This window comes from Oceanobacillus halophilus, assembly GCF_003628505.1.
GTDB classification, from domain to species: domain Bacteria; phylum Bacillota; class Bacilli; order Bacillales; family Amphibacillaceae; genus Oceanobacillus; species Oceanobacillus halophilus.
In genome coordinates this window covers 33317-58557 of record NZ_RBZP01000006.1, presented here as the reverse complement: position 1 = coordinate 58557, position 25241 = coordinate 33317, and the positions used below count along the sequence as shown (strand labels likewise).

The 25241-nt window shown below is 36.9% G+C and carries 19 protein-coding genes; 12 read left to right on the top strand and 7 right to left on the bottom strand.

What is annotated here, in order from left to right; translation table 11 throughout:
• Positions 1-324: 324 nt before the first annotated feature.
• The 4 genes from D8M06_RS09630 (at position 325) to D8M06_RS09615 (ending at position 4073) form a co-directional block, all read left to right on the top strand.
• A complete protein-coding gene (locus tag D8M06_RS09630; protein ID WP_121204192.1) occupies positions 325-1356 on the top strand; it encodes an ABC transporter substrate-binding protein in 1032 nt (343 codons plus the stop codon).
• A 105-nt stretch (positions 1357-1461) separates the two neighbouring features.
• Positions 1462-2448, top strand: coding sequence for an ABC transporter permease (locus D8M06_RS09625; protein ID WP_121204191.1), 987 nt, complete (start codon positions 1462-1464; stop codon positions 2446-2448).
• Positions 2441-3235, top strand: coding sequence for an ABC transporter ATP-binding protein (locus D8M06_RS09620; RefSeq protein WP_121204190.1), 795 nt, complete (start codon positions 2441-2443; stop codon positions 3233-3235). The genes D8M06_RS09625 and D8M06_RS09620 overlap by 8 nt, the downstream gene beginning before the upstream one ends.
• 655 nt (positions 3236-3890) lie before the next feature.
• Positions 3891-4073, top strand: a complete 183-nt coding sequence (locus D8M06_RS09615; RefSeq protein WP_121204189.1) for a hypothetical protein — start codon at positions 3891-3893, stop codon at positions 4071-4073.
• 41 nt (positions 4074-4114) lie between these two features.
• On the opposite strand, the gene D8M06_RS09610 is transcribed toward D8M06_RS09615, so the two are convergent.
• From D8M06_RS09610 to D8M06_RS09590, 5 genes are all read right to left on the bottom strand, one after another.
• On the bottom strand, positions 4115-5245 hold the full coding sequence (locus D8M06_RS09610; protein WP_121204188.1) for an N-acetylmuramoyl-L-alanine amidase family protein: 1131 nt from the start codon (positions 5243-5245) through the stop codon (positions 4115-4117).
• Between the two features lie 185 nt (positions 5246-5430).
• Positions 5431-5964: a flavodoxin family protein gene (locus tag D8M06_RS09605; protein WP_121204187.1), complete on the bottom strand. Its 534-nt coding sequence runs from the start codon at positions 5962-5964 to the stop codon at positions 5431-5433.
• A 730-nt stretch (positions 5965-6694) separates the two neighbouring features.
• Positions 6695-7930, bottom strand: a complete 1236-nt coding sequence (locus D8M06_RS09600) for an ABC transporter permease (RefSeq protein WP_121204186.1) — start codon at positions 7928-7930, stop codon at positions 6695-6697.
• Entirely contained in the window at positions 7923-8855 is a 933-nt protein-coding gene (locus D8M06_RS09595) for an ABC transporter ATP-binding protein (protein WP_121204185.1), read from the bottom strand. Before D8M06_RS09595 ends, D8M06_RS09600 begins: the two co-directional genes overlap by 8 nt.
• A gap of 30 nt (positions 8856-8885) precedes the next feature.
• Positions 8886-9803: a M23 family metallopeptidase gene (locus D8M06_RS09590; RefSeq protein WP_121204184.1), complete on the bottom strand. Its 918-nt coding sequence runs from the start codon at positions 9801-9803 to the stop codon at positions 8886-8888.
• A 321-nt stretch (positions 9804-10124) separates the two neighbouring features.
• Between D8M06_RS09590 and D8M06_RS09585 the strand changes: the two genes are divergently transcribed.
• The 6 genes from D8M06_RS09585 to D8M06_RS09560 all read left to right on the top strand — a co-directional run bounded on the left by D8M06_RS09585 (position 10125) and on the right by D8M06_RS09560 (position 18091).
• Positions 10125-10640: a DoxX family protein gene (locus D8M06_RS09585; protein ID WP_121204183.1), complete on the top strand. Its 516-nt coding sequence runs from the start codon at positions 10125-10127 to the stop codon at positions 10638-10640.
• 60 nt (positions 10641-10700) lie between these two features.
• Positions 10701-11216 (top strand): DoxX family protein, encoded by a 516-nt coding sequence (locus tag D8M06_RS09580; RefSeq protein ID WP_121204182.1) that lies wholly within the window; start codon positions 10701-10703, stop codon positions 11214-11216.
• Positions 11217-11333: 117 nt separating this feature from the next.
• Positions 11334-11930: a superoxide dismutase family protein gene (locus tag D8M06_RS09575; RefSeq protein WP_121204181.1), complete on the top strand. Its 597-nt coding sequence runs from the start codon at positions 11334-11336 to the stop codon at positions 11928-11930.
• Between the two features lie 862 nt (positions 11931-12792).
• The gene (locus tag D8M06_RS09570; protein WP_121204180.1) at positions 12793-13980 is read left to right on the top strand and encodes an MFS transporter; all 1188 of its coding nucleotides are present in this window, start codon (positions 12793-12795) and stop codon (positions 13978-13980) included.
• Positions 13981-14017: 37 nt separating this feature from the next.
• Positions 14018-14743: a DUF3784 domain-containing protein gene (locus D8M06_RS09565; protein ID WP_121204179.1), complete on the top strand. Its 726-nt coding sequence runs from the start codon at positions 14018-14020 to the stop codon at positions 14741-14743.
• Positions 14744-14914: 171 nt separating this feature from the next.
• Positions 14915-18091, top strand: coding sequence for a DEAD/DEAH box helicase (locus D8M06_RS09560; protein ID WP_121204178.1), 3177 nt, complete (start codon positions 14915-14917; stop codon positions 18089-18091).
• A 538-nt stretch (positions 18092-18629) separates the two neighbouring features.
• Here the strand turns inward: D8M06_RS09560 and D8M06_RS09555 are convergent.
• Together D8M06_RS09555 and D8M06_RS09550 are read right to left on the bottom strand one after the other, a co-directional pair.
• Positions 18630-19901, bottom strand: coding sequence for a hypothetical protein (locus tag D8M06_RS09555; RefSeq protein WP_121204177.1), 1272 nt, complete (start codon positions 19899-19901; stop codon positions 18630-18632).
• A 57-nt stretch (positions 19902-19958) separates the two neighbouring features.
• A complete protein-coding gene (locus D8M06_RS09550) occupies positions 19959-20738 on the bottom strand; it encodes a serine hydrolase (protein ID WP_158591774.1) in 780 nt (259 codons plus the stop codon).
• A gap of 216 nt (positions 20739-20954) precedes the next feature.
• On the opposite strand from D8M06_RS09550, the gene D8M06_RS09545 reads away from it, so the two are divergent.
• Both D8M06_RS09545 and D8M06_RS09540 read left to right on the top strand, forming a co-directional pair.
• The gene (locus D8M06_RS09545; RefSeq protein ID WP_121204175.1) at positions 20955-22649 is read left to right on the top strand and encodes a peptide ABC transporter substrate-binding protein; all 1695 of its coding nucleotides are present in this window, start codon (positions 20955-20957) and stop codon (positions 22647-22649) included.
• A gap of 893 nt (positions 22650-23542) precedes the next feature.
• A complete protein-coding gene (locus D8M06_RS09540) occupies positions 23543-25207 on the top strand; it encodes a peptide ABC transporter substrate-binding protein (RefSeq protein WP_121204174.1) in 1665 nt (554 codons plus the stop codon).
• The last annotated feature ends 34 nt before the right edge of the window (positions 25208-25241 follow it).

The window sequence follows — 25241 nt, the reverse complement described above, 5'->3', positions numbered from 1 at the left end:
TATTCTGTACACCTATCTTAGCGGAGCGAATGCCAGCAGAAATAAGTGTAAGCGAGAGTAAACTATTCTTAATTAAATAGATCAGGAGTTTCTATCAACTGTAAAACATCAAAAGCAACGAACTATACGAAAAGAGCCTTAGCTAAAAATGTAAAAAAATCACTTGCATATTGTTCCTTTTTCTTACTTGCTGTACTATTTTGTTTAAAAAGATTAGAAAGTTTAATAAAAATAGTTAAAAAGTTCTCGCGATTGGGTCAATAGTATGATATAATCACGTTTAAATATTTAGAAACTTTAACACAGTAAATGGGGGAAGTGGACATGAAAAAGTTTTTGCTATTTATTGGGATTATTAGTCTTATTGTTCTAGCTGCATGTGGGTCCGAATCAAATGAAGATGAAGGCACATCAGGAGATTCTGGTGAAACAGAAGGGGAAGAAACAGAGACTGACAGCTCTCAAAGTTATATTGTAGGGGCAACACAAATAGTTGAGCACCCATCTTTAGATAATGCATATGAAGGCTTTCAAGCAGCACTTTCTGATGCTGGGTTAGATGTTGAGTTTGATTTTCAAAGTGCTCAAAATGATCAAAATAACGTTAAACCAATTTCAGACGGTTTTGTTGCAGATGGTGTAGATTTAATTTTTGCTAATTCAACACCAAGTGCATTAGGAGCTTTACAAGCAACTAGTGATATTCCTATTGTATTTACATCTGTTTCGGATGCAGTTGGTGCAGGCCTCGTTCCATCCATGGACGAAGCAGGAGAAAATATTACTGGGAATGTTGATTTGCATCCAGATGCAATTGCAGAGACTGTTGCATTCATTGATGAAACCTTTCCAGATTCATCAGTAGGGATGGTTTATAATTCTGGGGAACAGAATTCTGTAACACAAGTTGATGCTGTTAAAGAAGCGGCGGAAGGAACGAGCCTTTCTATTGTGGAACGTACCGTAGCCAATTCTGCTGAGGTACAACAAGCAACCAATACACTAGTCGGTGAAGCTGATGTTATATATATTATCACAGATAACACCGTTGTATCTGCACTTGACAGTGTGGTTGGAGTTGCTAATGATCAAGATATTCCACTCATTGTTGGAGAACCTGATTCCTTGGCCAAAGGCGGATTTGCAACGTTTGGTATTGATTATTATACATTAGGTTATCGTGCTGGAGAAATGGCAGCAGATATATTATCTGGTGAAACAGCAGTAAGCGATATTGCACCAGAATATCCACCAGAAATTCAATTGTTCCTTAATAAAGGTGCAGCAGAAGAACAAGGTATTGAATGGAAATCCGAATGGGATGAGTCTGCTGAGATTATGGAAACAGCAGAATAATAGTAGTTTGATAAATAGATAGAGCCAGTTTATGACTGGCTCTATAGTGCTTTTTTCAAATTAGGGGACCAACTTCAAAGAATATTGCGCGAGAGGAAGAAAATCATGTTTATATCATTATTTGGAGCTGTGGAATCAGGGATTATATATGCAATCATGGCACTAGGAGTATATTTGACCTTTCGTGTTTTAGACTTTCCTGATTTAACAGTGGAGGGAAGTTTTGTTACTGGGGCAGCGGTTGCTGCTTTCTCGATTATTAATGGAATTCCCCCAATTATTGCAACTTTATTAGCTGCAGTTGCTGGTTTCATTGCTGGCTGTATAACAGGGGTATTGCATACGAAGGGTAAAATTAACTCTTTGCTAGCTGGGATTTTGATGATGACTGCTCTTTATTCTATTAATCTGCGAATTATGGGACAGCCAACATTATCATTACTTAATGAGACAACATTGTTTGGTCAACTGGAAGAAATGTGGAAATCTATAGGGCTAGATTCTATGTTAAACGGTATACTTTCAGCTTTAGGGTTAGAACAATTACCTAGTACATGGGCTGTACTGATTATAATGGTATTTATAACATTTGCTATTAAAATATTAACGGATTATTATTTGAAAACAGAAGTAGGACTTGCGCTTCGTGCAATTGGTGATAACAAAAAGATGATTCGCAGCCTTTCCGCTAATACTGATTCGCTAATAATTGTGGGTGTTGGATTTTCAAATGCTTTGGTTGCGCTGGCAGGGGGGCTTATCGCTCAACTAGGTGGCTTTTCAGATGTTAATATGGGCTTAGGACTAATTGTTATCGGTCTAGCATCTATTATTATTGGTGAAGCGTTATTTGGTACGAAGACTGTCGTGAGAGCTACATTAGCAGTAATACTTGGTGCGGTAATCTACCGTATTATTGTTACGTTGGCTCTCCGAGTAGATTTCCTGGAAACAGGAGATATGAAATTAATTACTGCCGTTATTGTTGTTGCCGCGCTTGTGACTCCGAAGATCATTCAATCCAGACGAGAAAAGAGACGTCGAATATGGAAGCGACAGCAATTGAGAACGGGGGGAGATGGCCATGCTTAAACTTAATGATGTATCTGTAACTTTTAATGAAGGGACACCAGACGAGAAGCGAGCGTTAAATAATATTAATTTAGAACTGGAAAAAGGGGAATTTGTAACTGTAATCGGAAGTAATGGTGCGGGTAAATCCACATTGATGAATATTATTTCAGGTGTGTTGATTCCTGATGTTGGAGATGTATATATTAATGGGGAACAAGTTGTTCACTTGCCGGAATACAAACGTTCTAAATATATTGGTCGTGTTTTTCAGGATCCGATGGCTGGAACGGCTCCTTCCATGACAATAGAAGAGAATTTAGCTATGGCATATTCACGCAACAAAAAAAGAAAGTTAAAATTAGGTGTAACAAAGCAACGTAAAGAGTTGTTTAAACAATATTTAAGTACACTAAACTTAGGATTAGAAAATCGGTTAACCGCGAAGGTTGGGTTGCTCTCAGGAGGAGAAAGGCAAGCACTTTCTTTATTGATGTCAACGTTCACTGAACCAGATATCCTATTACTTGATGAACATACAGCAGCGCTCGATCCATCTCGTGCAGAGCTTATTACGGATTTAACGGAAAAAGTGGTTAGAGAATCTGGATTAACTACTTTAATGGTAACCCATAATATGCAACAAGCGCTTGATCTGGGGAGCAGGTTAATCATGATGGATAAAGGACAAATTATATTTGATGTCAGTGGAAAAGAAAAAGAAAAACTAACGATCCAAGATTTATTACAAGAATTCCAGCGCATCCGTGGAGAACAATTTGGCGATGATCGAGCAGTATTAACTTAGGATTTTAAATGCTAAAGTAAAAAGCTATTGAAGACTTCTCCATAGGTATCTAGTAAGATATCGATAGAAACTCCTGATAACCTGAATTCAGAGTAATCTCTCGCTACGGAAATACACTACGCTTTCCGCGGGGAGCTGGTGAGCCTCCTTCGTGCTGACGCACTACGTAGTCTCACCGATGCTCTTCTTCCCGCAGGAGTCTCCGTGTATTTCCTCCGCTATGTTGCCTGCTCTACTTGTATAAACAGGAGATATGCTGGTTTCATGAATAATAACGGTATTATACGTAATTTCATCATCTATAAACTCAAAAAATATGAGCATCTATCTAGCGAAGTATTCTGCCGGAGCGAATGATTGCACATATCAAACATAAGTGTGAGTGAGAGCTACACTATTCTGAATGAAAGATATCAACAGTCTATACAAACTTCACAATTACTCACTTGCTAACAATGTGTTTCAAACTCAAAACAGAACATATAAAGTAAGGTACAAGGCTTTCTAATAAGAAGCTCTGTACCTTACTTTATATGTTCCTTTTGTTAGTGGTAAATCATTTCATATACTTCTTCGTATTTTCATATTATATAAAAGCTATATTTTTTCCAAAGTGTTATACTATAGATAAAGAAAAGAGGGAGGGGAGGCAGTTATGACAGATAAAGAAGAAGTACTTAAACTAATCAAAGAGTTACCTGATGACGTGTCACTAGAAGGAATCATGCGTGAGTTATATATTTACATAAAGTTCCAACAAGGTGTAAGAGAGTCGGAAGATGAAAAGGTAAAAAAGAAGAAAATGATCAAAATGGAGCCTGGGAAATGGTTCCATTAACGAATAAAGCTGTTCTCCATATCAGAGAACAGCTTTAAATGTTATTCAAAGAATTCAATTAAACCATTGGTGATAGCTTGTCCAACTTTATCTCGATAATCAGTAGTTTGAATGACATTAAGGTCATAAGGGTTTGTGATAAACCCGAGCTCCATTAAAACAGCTGGTGCTTCTGTACTGCGGAGAACAAAATAATCTTCCTGTCTAATTCCACGATTCTCCAGATTTACCGTGTTAAACAATTGAGATTGAATGCTATTTGCAAGCTGTTTTCCATTTGGACTTAGATAATACGTACTTATGCCCTGTGTTTTTAAGATTGGAAAAGCATTAAAATGAATACTGACAAAAGCATCGGTGTTAAAGGAATTGCTTATTTGCGAACGTTCTTCCAATGAAACGTAATAATCTCCAGATCTTGTAATAATAACTGTTGCCCCAGCATTACGTAGATGTTGAACGACTTGTTTTGCTGTAGATAGAATAAGGTCTTTTTCAAAAATTCCTCCAAGACCTATGGCGCCTGGATCATTCCCCCCATGCCCTGGGTCAACCACGATTTTATAACCGGATAATGGCCCGGAACCATCAGAGAACCCTTGGAATATAAAGTCACTTTCATCCATGGTTTCGTTGGTGTCTGTACTGTTGCTTTCCACTGCATCTGCTTGATTGGTATCTGTAAGCCATGATGCAATCCATCCATGTTTTCCATTAGACAGAGTAATCTGATGCCAATCTCCATCTGTTTGAACTAGTGGATAAGTATCCCCGTTACTTGCAGAAGCAATAACGGAAAAATTAGTCCCAGCACCTGAACGAATATGTACTCCATCAGCAATTACTGTGATCGTATCGTTCTCCACTTCGGAACTGGCTACGGAAGTTGCTGATGGTTGTTTGGTTAATGGGATAAGATGTTGCTTCGCTATCCAAGCTTCTTGTCCACCGAAGTACGTTTGCATCCACCCATATTTCTCCTGAAATACAGTGACCTGATTTCCTGTTGTTAATCTGCCAATAATTTCAGAGTTTTGAGCAGGTTCACTTCGTACATTAAGTATTGCTGCGTTTACTTCATACGTTTGTCCACTTTCTGCATGTACCATCATTGGTATAAAAAGAAATATTATAATGAGTCCTAGTACAACTAAATGATGTTTTGGCTTCATTTCTTCCTCCTTGTATATGGAAATAGTTACTATTTATCTTATTATGTAATGAAGCATTAGACAAGTAAAATTTTCCAGAAATAATTGATGGAAAGGTATGTTACTTGAAAATAATAATAGGATGGATTCTCAGAATCCATCCTAAAGTCCTTTTCTATTATGTGATATTTTATGATAAATATGAGCTACTGCTCGATTAACATTGACGCAGCGCTTAGGGCCTTATGGTCGTTTATAATTTGCCCAGGACGGCTTGCTTTTCCTATTACGTATCCTTCAAATGACATCTCATAAAATTTACAAATATAGTTAAATTGCTCAACAAGAGGAAGACCCTTAATTTGTGGAGTATCACCACCAACAGCGATAAGAAATATTTTCTTTTTCTTCAATTCCTCTCTGAAATGCGGAAAATCTGGGTCGCGCAGAATTTGTGACCAGCGATCAATAAAAGTTTTCATTGGTCCAGACATACTATACCAGTAAATAGGGGTGGAAAATACGATAGTGTCATGTTCCAGCATTTTGTTAATTAGTTTCTTATGATCATCGTGTACTTCATTAAATCCAGTCTCTGAATGACGTTCATCTACAATTGGTTGTATATTGTAGTCGCGTAAATAAATATGCGTTCCTCTGTCCTTTGGAACGGCATGATACGTTAAATATTCAGTATTCCCATTTTTTCTCGTTGATCCATGAATCACTGCAATCTTCACTTATGATCCCCCTTGATTAAAATGGTTGATAAAAAACTATTTATTTTAAGTTATGTTGCTTTTTATAGTTGAGTCGAATAATGTATAGACTGTTGATATCTTTCATTCAGAATACTGCTTAACACCCGCTACGGAAATACACTCCGCTTTCCGCGGGCGCTGCTGAGCCTACTCCGAGCTATCTCTCTCCGTAGTCTCACCTAGGCTTTTCTTCCCGCAGGACAAGGAACGCTACGGCAGCAAATCATCGCACGCAGAAAAAGCGGTCTTCTTTTTCAAGGAGTCTCCGTGTATTTTCTCCGCCAATCTAGTGCTTTTAAACTTCTTAGCACGTTATAAAGGAGTTCTACTGAAATAGCCACCACTATTAAGCAGGTTGATTGGAGCGGAGGGTAGTAGACTCCTGCGCATAAGAATTAAGTAGCAGTAAATTTCCACCAATTATCTTCAAACTCAAAACAACTCAATATAAACAATAATAGGCACCAATCATTTCTGAAATCATCTCGTAAAATAAAACAAATTTAGTTAACGGTTGTTATTAGATATATATATGAAATAAGATGGAAAACATGTAACATATTAAGGATTTATTAAAGTTAAGGAGATAGTCTCAGATATATAGGAGTAGGGGTTCTTTGATAAAGATTCATTTAAAAAGTTACAAAGCTATCAGAAAATCCATTCAAAAAAGACACTAATCGTATTCGACTAGTGCCTTGATGCTGTATTATGCTTTGATCCATTTCCAAATTTCCCCAGGTGTTGCATTTTTTCCATATAATAAAATACCCACCTTGAAAATTTTTCCTGCGAGCTTCATAAATAAAAGAATACTTACGATTAAAATCGCTAAAGAAATAATAATTTCTATCCAAGGCCATTGCTCAAGTACGGTAAGGCGAAGAATCAATACACCTGGCGAAGTAAATGGAATATAAGAACCGATTTGTGCCCAAAGTCCACTTGGATCACTTAGTACAGGGCCGATAAAAATAAACGTTGCAAATGGCAGCATCATGACAAAACCTTGGAAGTTCCCTGCTGTAGATACATCGGCCATCGTTGCTCCGATACCAACAAATATAGAAGCAAAAAGCAAGTAGCCAAGCACTGCAATAAAAATAAATAGGGCCAGCTCTGGAACAAATAGATATTCCATAATAGGTATATCCATTCTCCATGCGATAACTGGAAGTAAGATGATAATAGAAACAACTGTTTGGATAATACCTAAAGCAAAGTAACCAATAATTTTACCTTGCATTAACTCTCCCGGTGTTAATGACGATAAGATGATCTCTGCGATTTTGTCTTTCTTTTCCTGTGAGGCACTTTGGAAAATGGCCATTCCGGTAAAAACAATAGATAACATGATAAATCCAGCAAAAATACCTGGTATTAATCTACTTAGGGTGGCTGGTAAATCAGAACCTTGCTCTTCTAAATCATCGGCTGACTCCTCCACTTTTGTATCTTCAAAAGTAATTTGGCTAGAAATAATAGCTAATTCTTCATTCGATAAATCCAGTTGTTGCATTTGGAATGATTTTAAAGGTGTTGCTAGAATTTGTACTTGGTTCATAAAGAATGAATCTATTTCTTCACTTAAAAAAACGGGCACATTTCCACTCTGCAGTGATTGTTCATTAATATATAGATAGGCTGTGTTTTCAGTGCCATCTAATACATCTTCTACTTCGGCCTCTGAAATATCAGTAGGCTGTATATTCCAATTATAACCTGCTTGGTTGACCGTATTTTGTAGGTCTGACAATAAATTCAACTGGTCATTTACATAAATATCTGTAGGGATTACTTCATTCTCAGAATCATCCCCAAAAATAGTCCCTAGGAACATAAACGCCACAATAATAATCGGAGTTAAGAATAGCCCAATAAGGAAGGTTTTATTTTTCATGTTTCGTTTAATTTCCCATTTGGCAACTTTCATTGAATTACGCATTCGCATCACCTTCTTCCTGGATTAAGTTTTTATTTGTCGCAATGTCAATAAAAATTTCATGAAGAGAAATTCGGTTTATTTTTAGCTCTTGAATTAGAATGTTTTCTGGAAGCTCCTTTAACCAAGTGTTTGGTACAACATCTTTATCTAAATAAAGAGTGGATGTATCTCCTTCTTGTTCTACTCGCTGAACATGTGAAATACGCTCTAAGTCTGCGATATTATTATTGCCGTAAATTGTGCACTTAAAGTTCGCGTATTGAGTTTTGACGTCGTCTAAAGTTCCATAGATAACTTTCTGACCATTTTGGATCATAAAAAGACGATCGCACATTTCTTCTACGAGATTCATTTGATGGGAGGATAATAAAATCGCTGTACCATTATCAGCTAAGCTTCTGATTTCTTTTTTAAATAATTCTTGACTAACTGGGTCTAATCCTGAAAAAGGTTCATCTAATATTAAAAGCTCCGGTTCATGTATGATGGATGAGATAAACTGGACTTTTTGCCCCATTCCTTTAGAGAGCTCTTCTACCGAGACTTTCTCTTTTCCTTCTAAATCGAATTTCTTTAGATACATGAGTGCGCGTTCTTTTGCTTTATCTAGGGGATACCCTTTTAACTCTGCCAGATAAAGTAAAATATCCATTACTTTTACATTCTGATATAATCCACGTTCTTCTGGTAAATAGCCAATTTTATTCCGGGGAATCCCTTTTCCGTTGTGTTGATGAAATGTTATTGCCCCGTTATCTGGATACATGATTCCCATAATATTTCGTATGGTTGTTGATTTTCCGGCACCGTTTGGCCCGAGTATGGCCATAATTTCTCCTTTACGAACTTCAAATGTAATATTTTTTAATACCTTTTTGTCTTTAAAAGACTTTTCGATCTCTTTTACCGTTAATAAGACTTCCATGACTCACTCATCCTCTCGTCGTTATTCGACTTACTCCTCTTTTTGTTTAACTAAATCATTTCGAACAAGGAACTCACCATCAAATTTCAAAGGAACACCCACTCCATCTTTCTCAGCGTGAATATGAAGGTGAGGTTCTGAGGTGTTTCCGGAATTACCAACACTACCTATTGGTTGAGATTCTTCAATAAATTGTCCCGATTCGACGGTAATACTGTTTTCCTGCATATGGGCGATATAAATGATGGCATCACTATTTTCGCATTGAATGGCAACATAATTTCCTTTTGGCTGTTGCGGGTCCATTTCGGGTGGGGTTAAATCTGGTAAATTTTCTTCTGTTTCTAACACATTACCACTGCAAGGACTGTATAAAATATCTCCATAGATGACATATTTATCGAGATCCTTTGGATATAGTCCGTTAGCACGTGCCCCATAATTGTTTAGCGCTAAAACATCGAGGGCGAATGCTTGAGGATCGTAACTATTGTGATAATTCATCATCGTTGTGCTGCCACCATGAGCAATGTAATATGTGCCATCTTTTAATGGAAAAGTTAATTCAATTGCTTCTTCTTTACTCGTACTCGAAAAACTGATAAACACTGCAACATTGTACAGTCCAAAGATAATTATTAAGAAGATATTGATTCCTCTTGATATTTTTTCATTAGTTTCTAAAGGTTTTCGAAAGGGCAGTGCTCTTGTTTTGCGATAAGATAAATAAATGGCAAGCAATGTTGGGATAATCCAGAGAAATCGCAGGTAATATCCAAGCCAATCCCAGCGTCCTGCCATGACAAGCCAAGTAATAAAGATAAGGGTAAATAATACTTGAATGAGCCAATCCAATCGATTTGTGTATTTTGCCCGCCAAAGAGAAATGATAAAAGCGGCAGGAAGGATCAGCTGAATACCAATTACTTTGAGAATTTCTATTACCACTACTTTTGTCTCCTTTCTATGGTTGCTAGAAATCCGTTATAGCGCGTGATACATGTAGTACGTAATAAGAAATAGAAAGTTTCATATTTATTTCCTTATTTCCTATTTCTAAAGGTTTACACTATTTCCACTGTAAATAACATAATTACGTTCAAATTTTGTTCAAATATTTGTTACCAATTTGTGAACTATTACACAAACATGTTTGCAATGATAAAAATCATGTTAATATAAAAATGTACTAAGAAACACCACACAATATTGTGAAACAATGAACAAGAACAATTACAAATCAAATTTAATAATAAAGGGGTAATCATTATGATTATGGAATTCATTCGTAATAACAAAATGATGGCAGCAATATTAACTGTGTTAAGAGTCTATCTAGGATATGCTTGGTTCACAGGTGGATTAGGAAAAATAACAAGTGGCGGATTTGATGCTAGTGGATTTATTCAAGGAGCAATTGCAAGCGCAGGTGGAGAACATCCAGCAGTACAGGGCTGGTGGGCAGCATTCTTAGAAACAGTTGCATTGCCGAATGCAGAACTCTTTAGCTTCATGGTTATGTGGGGCGAGTTGTTGGTCGGATTAGCACTTATCTTAGGGATCTTTACAAACTTTGCAGCATTAATGGGGATTACCATGAACTTTGCTTTCCTATTCAGTGGAACAGTAAGTACAAATGCGCAAATGGTTTTAATGACAGTATTTATCTTAGTAGCAGGGTACAATGCAGGACGTTATGGATTAGACAGATGGGTTATTCCATTCTTGAAAGACCATACTCCAATTGTGAAAGACAAAGTGAAAAAAGAAGCAGTTGCAGCATAAATTTTTAAACAAACATGTGAATTATTAAACAATAAAATTAACGAAAAGGGGTTTTCAATGATGATTATGGAATTCATTCGTAATAACAAAATGATGGCAGCAATATTAACTGTGTTAAGAGTCTATCTAGGATATGCTTGGTTCACAGGTGGATTAGGAAAAATAACAGGTGGCGGATTTGATGCAAGTGGATTTATTCAAGGAGCAATTGCAAGCGCAGGTGGAGAACATCCAGCAGTACAGGGCTGGTGGGCAGCATTCTTAGAAACAGTCGCATTGCCGAATGCAGGACTTTTTAGCTTTATGGTTATGTGGGGCGAGTTGTTGGTTGGATTAGCACTTATCTTAGGAATCTTTACTAACTTTGCAGCACTAATGGGAATTACCATGAACTTTGCTTTCCTATTCAGTGGAACAGTAAGTACGAATGCACAAATGGTATTAATGACAGTATTCATTCTAGCTGCAGGGTACAATGCAGGACGTTATGGATTAGACAGATGGGTTATTCCATTCTTGAAAGACCATACTCCAATTGTGAAGGACAAGGTAAACAAAGAAACAGTAGCAGCATAGTCAATTGAAATGGAAAAGGATGTTTGTAGAAAGTCTACAAACATCCTTTTATTATGTTTAAATACATCCCAATTGGTGAAAAATGTTTGTGTATTAAATGAGGAGGAGATATTCAACATGAAACGTTTATTATCTTTTACCATACTAACTTTAGTTATTACACTATCAGCATGTGGCCAAGAGGATGCACAAGAGATAAGTCAATCGGAGGGTGAAAGGAAAATTTCTAGCTCTGAAGAATCTCAGGAAGTGAATGCTATAAGTGAATCGGATGTACTTGTTGAATTAAAAGACACCGATGGACAAGTTGTAGCAACGGCTTCTTTGATAGAGACGGAGACGGGTGTTAACATCGCCGTTAAAGGAGAAAAACTACCACCTGGATTACACGGGTTCCATATCCATGAAAAAGGAATCTGTGAACCACCAGATTTTGAATCGGCTGGGGGGCACTTTAATCCAACTGATAAGAAACACGGATTTGATCATCCAGAAGGAAGACATGCAGGTGATTTAGAGAATATAGAAGTTGCAGAAGATGGTACATTGTATACAGAGGTAATGGCTGACATGGTGACGTTGGAAAAGGGAAAAGAAAACTCCCTCTTCAAAGAAGGCGGCACAGCTCTAGTCATACACTCAGATGCAGATGATTACCTATCACAACCGTCCGGAGATGCAGGAAGCCGAATCGCATGTGGGGTCATTAAATAAGACCATTTTCCAATAAGTAGAAACAGCAGTTAAACACCCACTTAAAAGATTTATTGCTTTCTACAGTTTACGTTGCTTTTTGTATAGACTGTTGAAATCTGTAATTCAGAATAGTGCTTATTATCCGCTACGGAAATACACTGCGCTTTCCGCGGGGAGCTGGTGAGCCCCCTTCGTGCTGACGCACAAAAAGTGGTCTTCTTTTTTCAAGGAGTCTCCGTGTATTTCTCCGCTAAGTTCCTGCCTACTTGATTTTAAGTAAATAAATTTATTTTATACGAGGAACAACTATCCCAAACGTGACATTATGGACTTTAACTATAAAAATATCTAGACCATCTAACATAGCGGAGGCAGAATACGTAGACTCCTGCGGGAAAAGCACGAGTCTGAAGACCCCGCAGCGGCGCTTTTTCCGCGAGGAGGCTGAAGCCGTGCCCGCGGAAAGCGAAGTATTCTGTCGGAGCGAATGACAGCAGAAAACATTCATAAGTGTAAGCGAGAGCTAACTATTCTTAATTATATATATCAACAATTTCCATCTTCTCCTACCAAGTTAAAAAGGTCCTTGAATAAAATAAAAAACAAAAACAGGCGACTACTAAACGTAAACGCCTGTTTTTTTGACGCTACCTATTCTGAATAGTCTAAAATATGTATTCAAAACTAGTACATGTTCCTGTATAATAAAAGACAAGATCAAACAATAGAATAAGAAAAGAGAATGTATTAATAAAAGATTCGAAAACATTAGATAATAACCTAAGGTTATGTTTAGGGCAGGTATGTATCCAAAGAATGGATAGCTACCTGCCCAATATTACGAGTCTTATTTCGGAACTCGAAGGAAAGGAAGGGAAAGATGGAACCTGCTACAAATGTAAAGGTCAAACCGGTACAAGAAAAGATTTGGACTCGAGATTTTGTTTTAGTATGTATGGCAAACTTTTTTATTTTCTTGGGTTTCCAAATGACATTACCGACTATTCCACTATTTGTAAAAGAACTCGGAGGCAGTGATCAATTAGTTGGTATGGTGGTAGGGGTTTTTACGTTTTCAGCCTTGTTATTTCGGCCATATGCTGGGCATGCACTTGAATCCAAAGGAAGGGGCTTTGTTTACTTAGCGGGTTTATCGGTATTTGTTTTATCGGTAGGTGCTTACGCTTTTATCGCCAGCATCGTGCTATTGTTTGTTTTTCGGGTTGTACAAGGAATTGGCTGGGGATTATCAACTACTGCCGGTGGAACAGTTGCCACTGATTTGATTCCTCCAAAGCGAAGAGGAGAGGGTCTGGGATATTTTGGGTTATCTGGGAATATTGCCTTAGCATTTGGTCCGTCACTCGGACTAACATTAGTTGGAGTCATTTCTTTTACACAACTATTTTTAATATGTGCTTCCCTAGGAATAACAGCCTTTTTATTAGCCTCTAAAATACATTATAAAAAGGTGCAGGAGGTCGAACATAAAACGACGACGATTAAATTCGATATTTTTGAAAAAACAGCTTTACAACCATCTATCCTATTGTTTTTTATCACCGTTACTTTTGGTGGGATAGCTACATTTCTTCCATTACATACATTAGAAAAGGGAGTTGGAGGAATTCAATTATATTTTTTAGTTTTTGCAGTGTTCTTAATGATTTCTAGAACATTCTCTGGAAAAATTTATGATCAAAAAGGGCATTTATTTGTTTTCCTGCCAGGAGCGGCTCTTATATTTTTTGCTATGATATTACTGGCATGGATACCTAATACCATCGTATTGTTAATAGGTGCTGCACTTTATGGTCTAGGTTTTGGTGGTGTTCAGCCTGCCCTTCAAGCTTGGGCGGTGGAGAAGGCCTCTAATAATCGAAAGGGAATGGCAAACGCTACTTTCTTTTCCTTTTTTGACTTAGGGGTAGGTATAGGTGCCATACTTTTTGGCCAAATTGCCGTATTTGGATATGAATCTATTTATATAACCTCAGCTGTTTCTATTATCGTTTCGATGATTTTATACATTTATCTTTATATGAAGGCGAAAAGAATGGTAAAATAATGAGGTAATTTTAATCGTTGAGGAGCTTAGCAAACATATGAATGGAATGGGTCTTTTAGTTTTAACCATCGCTGTTAGTTTTACATATACTGCAGCATTTTTAATACTAAAGAAAAGGAAATACTTTTTTGTTACAGGAATGAGAACCCGGCCGGAAGAAGAAATTAAAAAACTTGAAAAAACTGGTTTCCTGAGGGCTACAGGGAGATTATATCTTGCTACTGGAATTATTCTATCGATAGGTCTTATAGCAATGATGGCAGGGATATCCTATGCTTTTGAGATTTCCGTAGGGATTTTTCTTATTGTGTTTGTCATTGGATATATCTATATACAAAAATATGAGTTAAAGGAAAGACGACAAAGTGCTTATCTATCCAGTGCCATAACTGCATTTATTACCATCGGAATTGTCGGATACATCTTAGGAAGAGGTTTTATTGCCAATGACCTTATAATAAATGAAGAACAAATAGAAATTACTGGACCTTATGGTATAGAGTTCAAGATAGAGGAAATACAGGAAATAGAATTAATAGAGGATATTCCTGAGATAAATTTAAGAACAAATGGTTATGCTTTTGGGGAACGATTAATTGGTAACTTTGACTTAGAGGAATATGGAGGAGGAAAGCTCTATATTCACGGGGAAAATAAACCATACTTATTAATTGACCTAAATGAAACTTATTTTATTATCAATAGCAAGGATTCTACCGAAACAGAGCGGTGGTATAACGAGATTACGAAAAAATTACAATAAAAAGCTGGCACTAAGTGTCAGCTTTTAAAGCATTGATAGGTATAATTGAGTATAAAAAACCCAATGATAGTAAGAGCAAGCCTGAGAGGTTTAAAAACTACGATGTCTCGTTTACAATAGAAGGATAGTTAAAATAGATAAAGAGATAGATGAAGGTAGGTTACTAGTGTTGTGAAAAGACTTAGCGAAATTAATCTCCAAAAACTATTTCCGTCAGTTATCTACAGACGAGGATTAGAATACTATAAACAGAATAAAGTTAGTGATTTACTCTATGATATTAATTATCAAGTTTGGACAGCAACCGTACAGGGATCAGAGGATTACTTTGTCGAAATCAATATGAAAGATATGGATAGTGGATCGGTTGATACGTATTGTGATTGTCCAGCATTTGATACTTTTGGATCATGTAAGCATATTGCAGCAACATTAATAAGTATCGCCAATAAAGAGTCTAATCAAGCATTAGGAACAAAAAATTACAACTACAAATTAACAGACCGATTTATGCAAGTATTAAGTTCTGTTAATCAACCAAGTCAGAATACGGAAGTACTACCTGAAAAAAGGCCAATGCAAGTTGAGTATTATTGCAAGTGGTCGTATGATCGAAATATTGTAATTGAATTAAAAGCTGGGGAATCTCATCGCTATGTAATTAAAGATGCCTTTGAATTTTTACGTGATGTACTTGAAGGGAAGGAATACTTCTTCACAAAGAAATTTACGTACAGCCCGGATAACCACTATTTTCTGAAGCAGGATGTAGAAATCTTTGAAATGTTATATTCGATTCGAAGGAATGAGGAAATCTATGATGGATTTAGATTCTATCATTATCAAGGGAATGTCAATGATAGACGTTCCATCGTTGTTCCTCCATTTATTGCAAAAGAGCTCATCGAAAAATTAACGGAGCGGAATTTTGTTGTCGATGCTCGTGACAAGATGTATAACCATATAACCGTTGAGAAAGAAACTTTACCATTTCAATTTTCACTTACAAAAAATGAACGTGATGATTTAATGTTAACGATGGATGATGTTTCTGGAGCAACTTATTTTAAGCCGTATGAAATCCTTTTTGCGGAAGGAATTTTCTATTATCCTAAGAAAGAACAAATTCCTATATTAGAGCAGATGGTTGGCTTTGGCATGGAAGATTTAAAACTGCCCATAACGAAACAGCAGGCAGACACGTTTGTATCGGAAGTTCTTCCTTCTTTAAAAAAAGTAGGGAATGTGGAAGCTGCTGAAAATGTTAAATCAGAAATTATTCAAGTACCACTGCGGGCAAAGTTGTACTTGGAAATGAAAGCCGACTGGATAACTGGTAAATTAGAATATCATTATGGGGACCATTTGATTGATCCTTTTAATGGTCGTAAACAAAGTGATGACGTTATTATTATACGCGATGTTGAAAAAGAGCAACATATCATGCAGCTTATTGAGCATGCTAACTTCCATTACAATGGCAAGGAGCTATATATTGAAGCGGATGAAGAAGAGTTATACAATTTTCTTTATTATATGGTACCGTTAATGGATGAACAAGTAGAGCTGTTTTTAACATCAGAACTTCGCAGTTTAGTTGTAGAAAATGAGCCTATACCGAGTACAAATGTGCGCCTGGAAACATCTTCTAACTTGTTGGAAATCGGTTTTGACATTAATGGAGTAGATGATTCGGAAATTAATAAAATATTAGATGCAGTTATTGAAAAGAAACGATATTACCGATTATCGGATGGTGCACTTCTTTCCTTAGAAGGAGAAGAATTTACATCAATCAATCGTTTTTTACAGGACATGAATATTGATAAGGTAGATATACAAAACGGGAATGTTCAAATGCCTGTGTATCGCGGTACACAGCTTGATGATGTGATTCAAACCGACAAAAGCTATGATCCAGCGTTTAGAACATTGCTCCATCAGCTGAAATCACCAGAAGAACAAGTGTATGATCTTCCAGAGAATCTAAATGCAAATCTTAGAAGTTATCAGATGACAGGATACCAATGGTTTAAGTCCTTAAGCCATTATCATTTAGGTGGCATATTAGCAGATGATATGGGGCTAGGGAAAACCTTACAAAGTATTGCGTATATTGCATCAGAACCTGTTGTACAGGGACCGCATTTAATTGTTGCACCTTCATCCGTAGTCTACAATTGGAAAAATGAGTTTGAAAAGTTTGCACCAGACTTGCGAGTAACCATTATGACCGGGAACCCAGGCGAACGTCATGAAAAGATGGAAGCATCCAAGGATATGGATGTATGGATTACCTCCTATGCCACATTAAGACAGGATATAGAGTATTATCGGGATAGGACGTTTCAGACCTTGATTCTGGATGAAGCGCAATATATTAAAAATTATGCAACGAAAACATCCAGAGCAATGCGTGAAATAAAAGCAACAAGAAGGTTTGCGCTAAGTGGTACACCTATTGAAAATTCCATCGATGAATTGTGGGCCATTTTTCAAGTTATCTTACCTGGATTGCTGCCAAATCATCGGAGTTTTAAACAACTATCCAATGAAAAAATATCGATCATAACTCGTCCGTTTATTTTACGGCGATTGAAGAAGGATGTCTTAAAAGAGCTTCCAGATAAGATTGAATCTGTTCATGTATCTGAGCTGACAAAGGACCAAAAGGATTTGTATGTTGGTTATTTAAGACAAGTCCAGCAAGAGGCAGCACAGTCCATGAAAGAAAGTGGTTTTAATCAAAATCGAATGAAAATACTAGCTGGATTAACGAGATTACGGCAAATTTGCTGCCATCCTTCCATGTTTATTGAAAACTACCAAGGTCAATCTGGTAAACTGGAGCAATTGATGGACACGGTTAAAAGTGCTGTGGAGAATGGAAAAAGGATGCTGGTTTTTTCACAATTTACAAGTATGCATGAAATCATAATGAAACGATTAGAAAGAGAAGGACTTGGTTATTTTTATTTAAGCGGGCAAACGCATTCTAAAGATCGTGTAGAGATGAGTGAACGTTTTAATAATGGAGAAAAAGATATTTTCCTTATTTCCTTAAAAGCAGGTGGTACAGGTCTGAACCTTACTGGTGCAGATACCGTTATCCTTTATGACCTGTGGTGGAATCCTGCAGTAGAAGATCAGGCAACAGGACGTGCCCATCGATTTGGTCAGAAAAACGTTGTACAGGTCATCCGCCTGGTTACAGAAGGTACGATTGAAGAAAAAATATATGACCTACAACAGAAAAAACGAGAACTGATTGACCAAGTTATACAGCCAGGAGAAACAATGCTTTCCAGCTTAAGCGAAGAAGATGTTCGTGAATTGTTAAATATATAAACACATTTAATAGAAGCTGTTGCTTTCATATAGAAGGGATAGAGTACGACGTATTTTCCGTAGCGGTAAAAACGCACAAACTTCCATACCCAATTTTATGAAGTTAAGGAATCGTCCTACAAATTACGTGAAAAAGAGGTTGGGACAAAAGTATTTACTCAAAGGAAAACCCGAACATGATTGGTGGATTGGTGCATAAATACCGCTCCGGAAATATACTTCGCACACCTTAGGGGAGCTGGTGAGCCTCCTTCGTGCTGAAAAGCGTGTGCCCCTGCGTCTTCCAGTGATGCTTTGAAGCGGGCTTCCTCGGCGCAAGGAAGCAGGGAAGAATATTCAAGTAGTTCCCTCACTACGCAGTCTCACCGATGCTCTTCTTCCCGGAGGACAAGGAACGCTTCGGCAGCGAAACATCGCACGCAGAAAAAAGTGGTCTTCTTTTTTCAAGGAGTCTACGTATATTTCCTCCGCTATGTAGCACATTGTTCGTTTTCTGAGTTAAACACTTTAGTTATGTCCCAGCCTCTTGGTTTGTAATCTATTGATTTAATGTAAATAACTTTCTAGGTCTGCCTTTTTGATAAGGTCTTTCCTCTCCGGATACCTTAATAACTTCTCCGTTTAATAGTTTATTAACAGTCCGCTCTGCACTGCGTTTAGTAACATTATAATAGTTGGCAATATCATTAGATGAAAATGGCTCATTATTTCTTGTTCGAATAAAATCAATGAAATTATAAGATAACTCATTATTCAATCGGGCATTGTGAATAAGGGCATGGTATAATCTTGATGCGTCAAATTCCTTTTTCACACCTATCGGGCCAATCGTTTCTTGCCTTTCATTCACAATATAGCATTTACTATCCTCTGTTTTACTACATGTCTCCACAGCTATTTTAGCGTTTACCTCTGATTGCTTAGCAGTGAGACCTAAACCGTACCCTATATCTACTGGAACGTTTACCTCTGATTTAATTTCCCTCAGCAATGGAAAATCGCGATAATGATTGGTTAAATGATTAATCAATGCTTTTGTTCCAAATAAAACAATTTGATGATTAGAAATTTGAAATACAGAAACATCTGTTTTCTTACTAAATTTTTCTAAGATATCTCTAAGTTTGTTCATCGCAGTCTGGAGCTTTTGTTGGTTCTCTTTATCATTTTTAATTTGTATATATCCTGTTACCACTTGAGCGCTTTTACTTAAGTCCAGTTTTAATTTTGATTTGGAATATGTAATTGTTTTTTCAAAGTTTATCTCCGGTATGTCCATGGTGCTAACGGGAATATCTTGCTCTTTAAGTAGTTTCTCTACAGATTTAACGGAGGTTAGGACATAATCGATTTTTCCATTTTTCCATAAATTTATATGAAAGTTTGCAATATCATCAATCGAAATCTTTGAATCTAATCCATAGTCATAGATATGGATATTCTGGAAGTTTCCCTCTATTTCTTGCATTACATTTTTTACACTCTTTTCATTTTCCACATCTACTGAAAGGCGCTTTCCAATTTGTGTGTTTTTCAGTTGATAGAAAGATCTTAATACCATTAGTTCATCTTGGGGAACCTGAACAACAGGTAATCGTTTTTTCTCCACTTTTTGCTTGACATATAGATAGGAAAGAGGCTCTGTAAATACGTAAATATCACACATGAAAGCCTTTTCAATTAATTGGATGGTTTCTTCTTCTTGTTCATATATAAAACGAACCATTTCTACATCATTTTGTTGGTCAGTAAGTTTACTGAACCTCGTAATTACCTCATTTCTTCCAAATACGGCTATTTTTACATTCATAGATAACACTACTCCCTTTTAAAAGATTTAATTAAAGTTTGAAGAAAGTATTCGGGTTTACTGTGCGTATTTATAAATGAGCCTCCCGATTTCAGCCAAATACCTTTGTGCTCTTCCGTTTTCTTCCCAGCCATCGGATAAAACAGCAATTGGAATCATTTCTTGCTTATTTTTAAAGATACCAGCATCGTGTTCTGCGCCAGTTATTTCACCTGTCTTATGATAGAAAGTTGTACCCTCGGGAAAATAACTAGGCAGTTTGTGATTAAATTGCTGTTTTGCTAGAATATCTAATATTTGTTCGCGACTATTATCTGATAAAATATTGTTTTTCTTGGGTAGTAGTTGTAATAGTTTGCAGACATCACTTGCTGAGGTGTAATTTTCAAAACCTTTGGATGCAGCATGATAGTCCATGAATTTTCGTGTTATTATCGTTTGTTCGCAACCAATTTGGTTAGCTAGATTATTAATTTCATTTATTCCAAGTTTATCAAGCAATACATTAGATGCTGTATTATCAGATACGATAATCATTAACTCGATAAGGTTGCGATAACTATAAACGTGAGATTCCGTCAAATTCGTAATAATACCAGAACCGCCAACCATTCTTTTCTTATCTATAGAGACAGTATCATCAAATGAAAGGTTACCTTTTTCCTTTTGTCTAAAAGCTTCTACGAGAATAAATAGTTTAACGATACTTGCAGCCTTTTTTTGGTTTTCTGCATTGATGGTAATATTTCCATTAGAACTATGTATGCATATGGAAAAGTTCTCTGATACCTCTGAAAGCATTTCAAGAAGGGAGGATCTAAGATAATCTATTTGCATTCTTTCCCCTCCTTTGGAACTAATTATAATTAATACTATCATATTGAATTTTCATAATATTGTCAAGAAATCTATCTAGTTTACCGGTTGAATTTTACTATTTTTCTAAAATTTACTTTACAAAATATTTACATTAAGGTTATAATTCAATCTACGGTTAGACAACTTGGATAATCGGTTTTTATGGGATTTACGAACATAAAGGGGGATGCAGATATGAAGTTTAAAAACTGGCTATTATTAATCACACTAGGCGTACTAATAAGTGTGTTAGTTGCTTGTTCTGGTGATGATAGTGAGGAGACTGCTGGTACAGAAGAAAATGAGGCAGAAGAAACGGAAAATCCAGCAGCAGAAACAAGTGGAGAAGAAGAAAAAGTACTAAGTTTTGTTAATCCGGAAGTTATTCCTTCCATGGACCCATCATTAGCAACAGATGAATCATCCTTTATTTATTTAGCAGCAATGATGGAAGGGTTATATCGATTAGATGAAAATGCACAACCAGTTGATGGAATTGCAACTGATCATGAAGTGAGTGAGGACGGTCTTACTTGGACGTTTACTTTACGTGAAGATGCCGTTTGGTCAAATGGTGACCCAGTTACTGCTCATGATTTTGTTTATTCATGGCAACGTGCTGTTAATCCGGACACTGGATCTGAATACGGTCCATATATGATGAATAATGTCATTAAAAATGCAACGGCTGTAAGTTCAGGAGAAGCTCCTGTAGAAGATTTAGGTGTGACAGCAGATGGTGACTTCACCTTAGTTGTGGAATTAGAAAATCCAACACCATATTTTGAAACATTGACTACGTTTGGAACTTTCTTCCCGTTAAATCAAGCATTTGTGGAAGAAAAGGGAGATAGCTTTGCAACGAACGAAGAAAATTTATTAGCTAATGGCCCATATAAAATGACGAACTGGGATAGTACGAGCAATTCGTGGGAGTTAGTGAAAAATGAGGATTATTGGGATGCAGATGCGGTTCAAATGGATAGGCTAACCTTTGAAGTTGTGAAAGATCCGCAAACAGCAGTAAGATTATATGAAGAAGGTACAGTTGACCGTATTGACTTAGCGTCTGACCTTGTGGACCAGTATGCTACACATGAAAACTATGCAATTTCAGCTGATACTTTTGTTTATTTCTTGAAATTTAACCAAGAAACAACAGATGCTTTAGCAAACGAAAATATTCGTGCTGCAATTAGTCGTGCATTTGACAAAGATGCTTTAGTTAATGAGATTTTGAATAATGGATCATTAGTGGCAAATGGTCTAATCCCAGCTGACTTTACTCCAATGCCTGAAACAGGTGAGGATTTCCGTGCAGTTAATGGAGATTTAGTAACCTATGATGTGGAAGCAGCTCAAGAATTATGGGCAAAAGGATTAGAAGAAATTGGTGCGGATTCTGTAGAATTAGAATTTCTAGTTGATGATGATGAAACAACCAAAACGCTTGTAGAGTATATTGCCAACCAGCTTTCAACAAATCTGGAAGGATTATCGATTAATATGAAACGTGTTCCAAAAGAACAACGTTTGGATTTAGATACAAATGAAGATTATGAGCTGCAACTTTCCAGATGGGGTCCTGACTTCTTAGATCCATTTACATTTATGAATCTTTGGACTACGGATAGTGGTAACAATCATATGGAATATTCAAATCCAGAGTATGACGAGTTAGTACAAGAGACTGCTACAACACTAGCGACGGATAATGTTGCTCGTTATAACAACTTCTTAGAAGCGGAAAAAGTATTATTTGAAGATGCAGCAATTGCACCTGTATACCAGTCTTCAAGAGCACAATTAGTATCACCAAGAATAGATGGTGTCTTTGTTAACCCATTTGGAGCAACCTATGAGTATAAATGGGCAGATGTAGCAGAATAAAATGACAATATAAAAGAGTGTGTATGCTTTTAGAGCATATGCACTTTTTTTGTCTAGCACCGTAATATTTAGAAAAATTTTATAGCACTAGATGAAATAACATAAAGAACCATAACTTTGTTCGATATTTGTATAGACTGTTGATATCTTTAATTCAAGATAGTGTAGCTCTCGCTCACACTTATGTTTGATTTGTGCATTCATTCGCTCCGCCAGAATACTTCGCTTTCCGCGGGCACGGCCTCAGCCTCCTCGGAAGAAAACCACTTCCTGCTCAGGTCTGGACACGTGCTATTCCCGCAGGACAAGGAAGGCTTCGTCAGCATTACATCGCACGAAGAAAATTGGTTTTTATTTTCGAGGAAGTCTTCGTATTATGCCTCCGCTTAAATAGGCGCTCAAGATTACTTTGGCTTATATCTCTAGTAATTACGTTTTAAGACCGTTATAATCCTTAAAACAGTATATTTCTTTTTTATACAAGTAGAGCAGACGAATAGCGGAGGAAATACACGGAGACTCCTGCGGGAAGAAGAGCATCGGTGAGACTACGTAGTGCGACAGCACGAAGGAGGCTCACCAGCTCCCCGCGGAAAGCGAAGTGTATTTCCGTAGCGGTTGTGAAGCACTATTCTGAATTAAATAGATCAACAATTTCCATCAACTGTGATCAAATTACATAAACAAACCGTGTGATCAGAGTCGTGTTACGTATTTATTAAATTTATCGACATGATTTTGACACAAAGTGCCATAATAAGGATAGACAGTACCTACTAAACCCTTTACAGTATTTTAAATGGAAGGGTATAATTTTATATGTTGCGCTTTAATTGTTTCTCTTTTTTAGAAAGAAACATCATGAGAAATTCAACACTTAGGAGGATGCTTTAATGAGATTGAAAAGCTGGCTACGTCTAGTAGTCTTAGGGTTATTGCTAATCGCACTTACAGCGTGTGGTACAAGTGATAATGAAGAAAATAACAATACTTCTACTGGGGAAAATACCGGGGAGAAAGTATTAAACTTTATTAATGGAGATACCATTCCTTCCATGGATCCATCCATGGTAACGGATGAATATGGTTTCCAATTCATCGGTTCTACTATGGAAGGTCTATATCGCTTAGATGAAAATGCAGAGCCTGTAGAAGGTATTGCGATAAATCATGAAGTAAGTGAAGATGGTTTAACTTATACATTTGAATTACGTGAAGATGCAAAGTGGTCTAATGGGGACCCTGTAACTGCCAATGATTTTGTATACGCCTGGAGACGCGCAGTTGCACCTGATACAGGTTCGGAATATGGACCATACATGATGGGTGGCGTAATAAAAAATGCAGATGCAGTTAATGCTGGAGATGTCCCAATTGAAGAGTTAGGGGTTTCAGCAGAAGATGACTATACATTAGTTGTTGAATTAGAGAATGCAACACCGTATTTTGAAACACTTACAACATTTGGTACTTTCATGCCATTGAATCAAAACTTTGTAGAAGAACAGGGAGACAAATTTGCTACAAGTACAGAGACGTTATTGTTTAATGGACCGTTTACTTTGGAAAATTGGACAAGTACAGCAAATGAATGGGATTTAGTTAAGAACGAAGAATACTGGGATGCTGATACTGTACAAGTGGACAGAATTAATCATGTCGTGATTAAGGATGCTACTACACAAGTTAGATTATATGAACAAGGCGAAATAGATCGTGCAGGCATTTCGTCAGACCTAGTTGACCAATATTTATCGCACGAGGATTATCGAGTAACACCAGATACTGGCGTTGCCTTTATTAAGATGAATCAAACAAGTAATGAAGCACTTGCAAATACCAATATCCGTGCAGCCCTTAGTCGAGCTTTCGACAAACAAGCGTTAGTAGATGAAATCTTAAACAATGGTTCAATTGTTGCAAATGGACTAGTTCCTGCAGATTTTGTTCCTATGCCTGATTCAGGTGAGGACTTCCGTGATGTAAGCGGAGATCTCGTTACCTATGATGTAGAAGAAGCCCAAAAGTACTGGGAAAAGGGATTAGAAGAATTAGGTGTAGATTCCATTGAACTGGAATTACTTGGTGATGATAGCGAGAATGCAAAGATAAGTAATGAGTATATTGCAAACCAACTATCATCCAATTTACCTGGTTTATCAGTCAAATTGAAGAATGTACCTTTCGAGCAACGCTTATCTTTGGATTCCAATATGGATTATGAACTAGAAATTTCCTTATGGGGACCTGATTACCTTGATCCAAACACTTTCATGGACTTATGGGTAACAGATGGCGGAAATAACATGATGGGATACTCTAACACAGAATACGATTCTTTAATAGAAGAAGCTGGCAAGGAGTTGGCAACAGATAATGTTGCTCGCTACGAAAACTTCCTAGAAGCAGAGAAAATCCTATTCGAAGATGCAGCAATCGCCCCAATTTACCAAAAAGCAATGGCGCAGCTTGTGTCACCGAGAGTACAAGGAGTGTTTGTTAACCCATTTGGCGCAACATATGAATATAAATGGGCAAGCGTTGGAAGTGAAGAATAATATGTAAGAAAAAGCAGGTCAGTCACATTTGTAT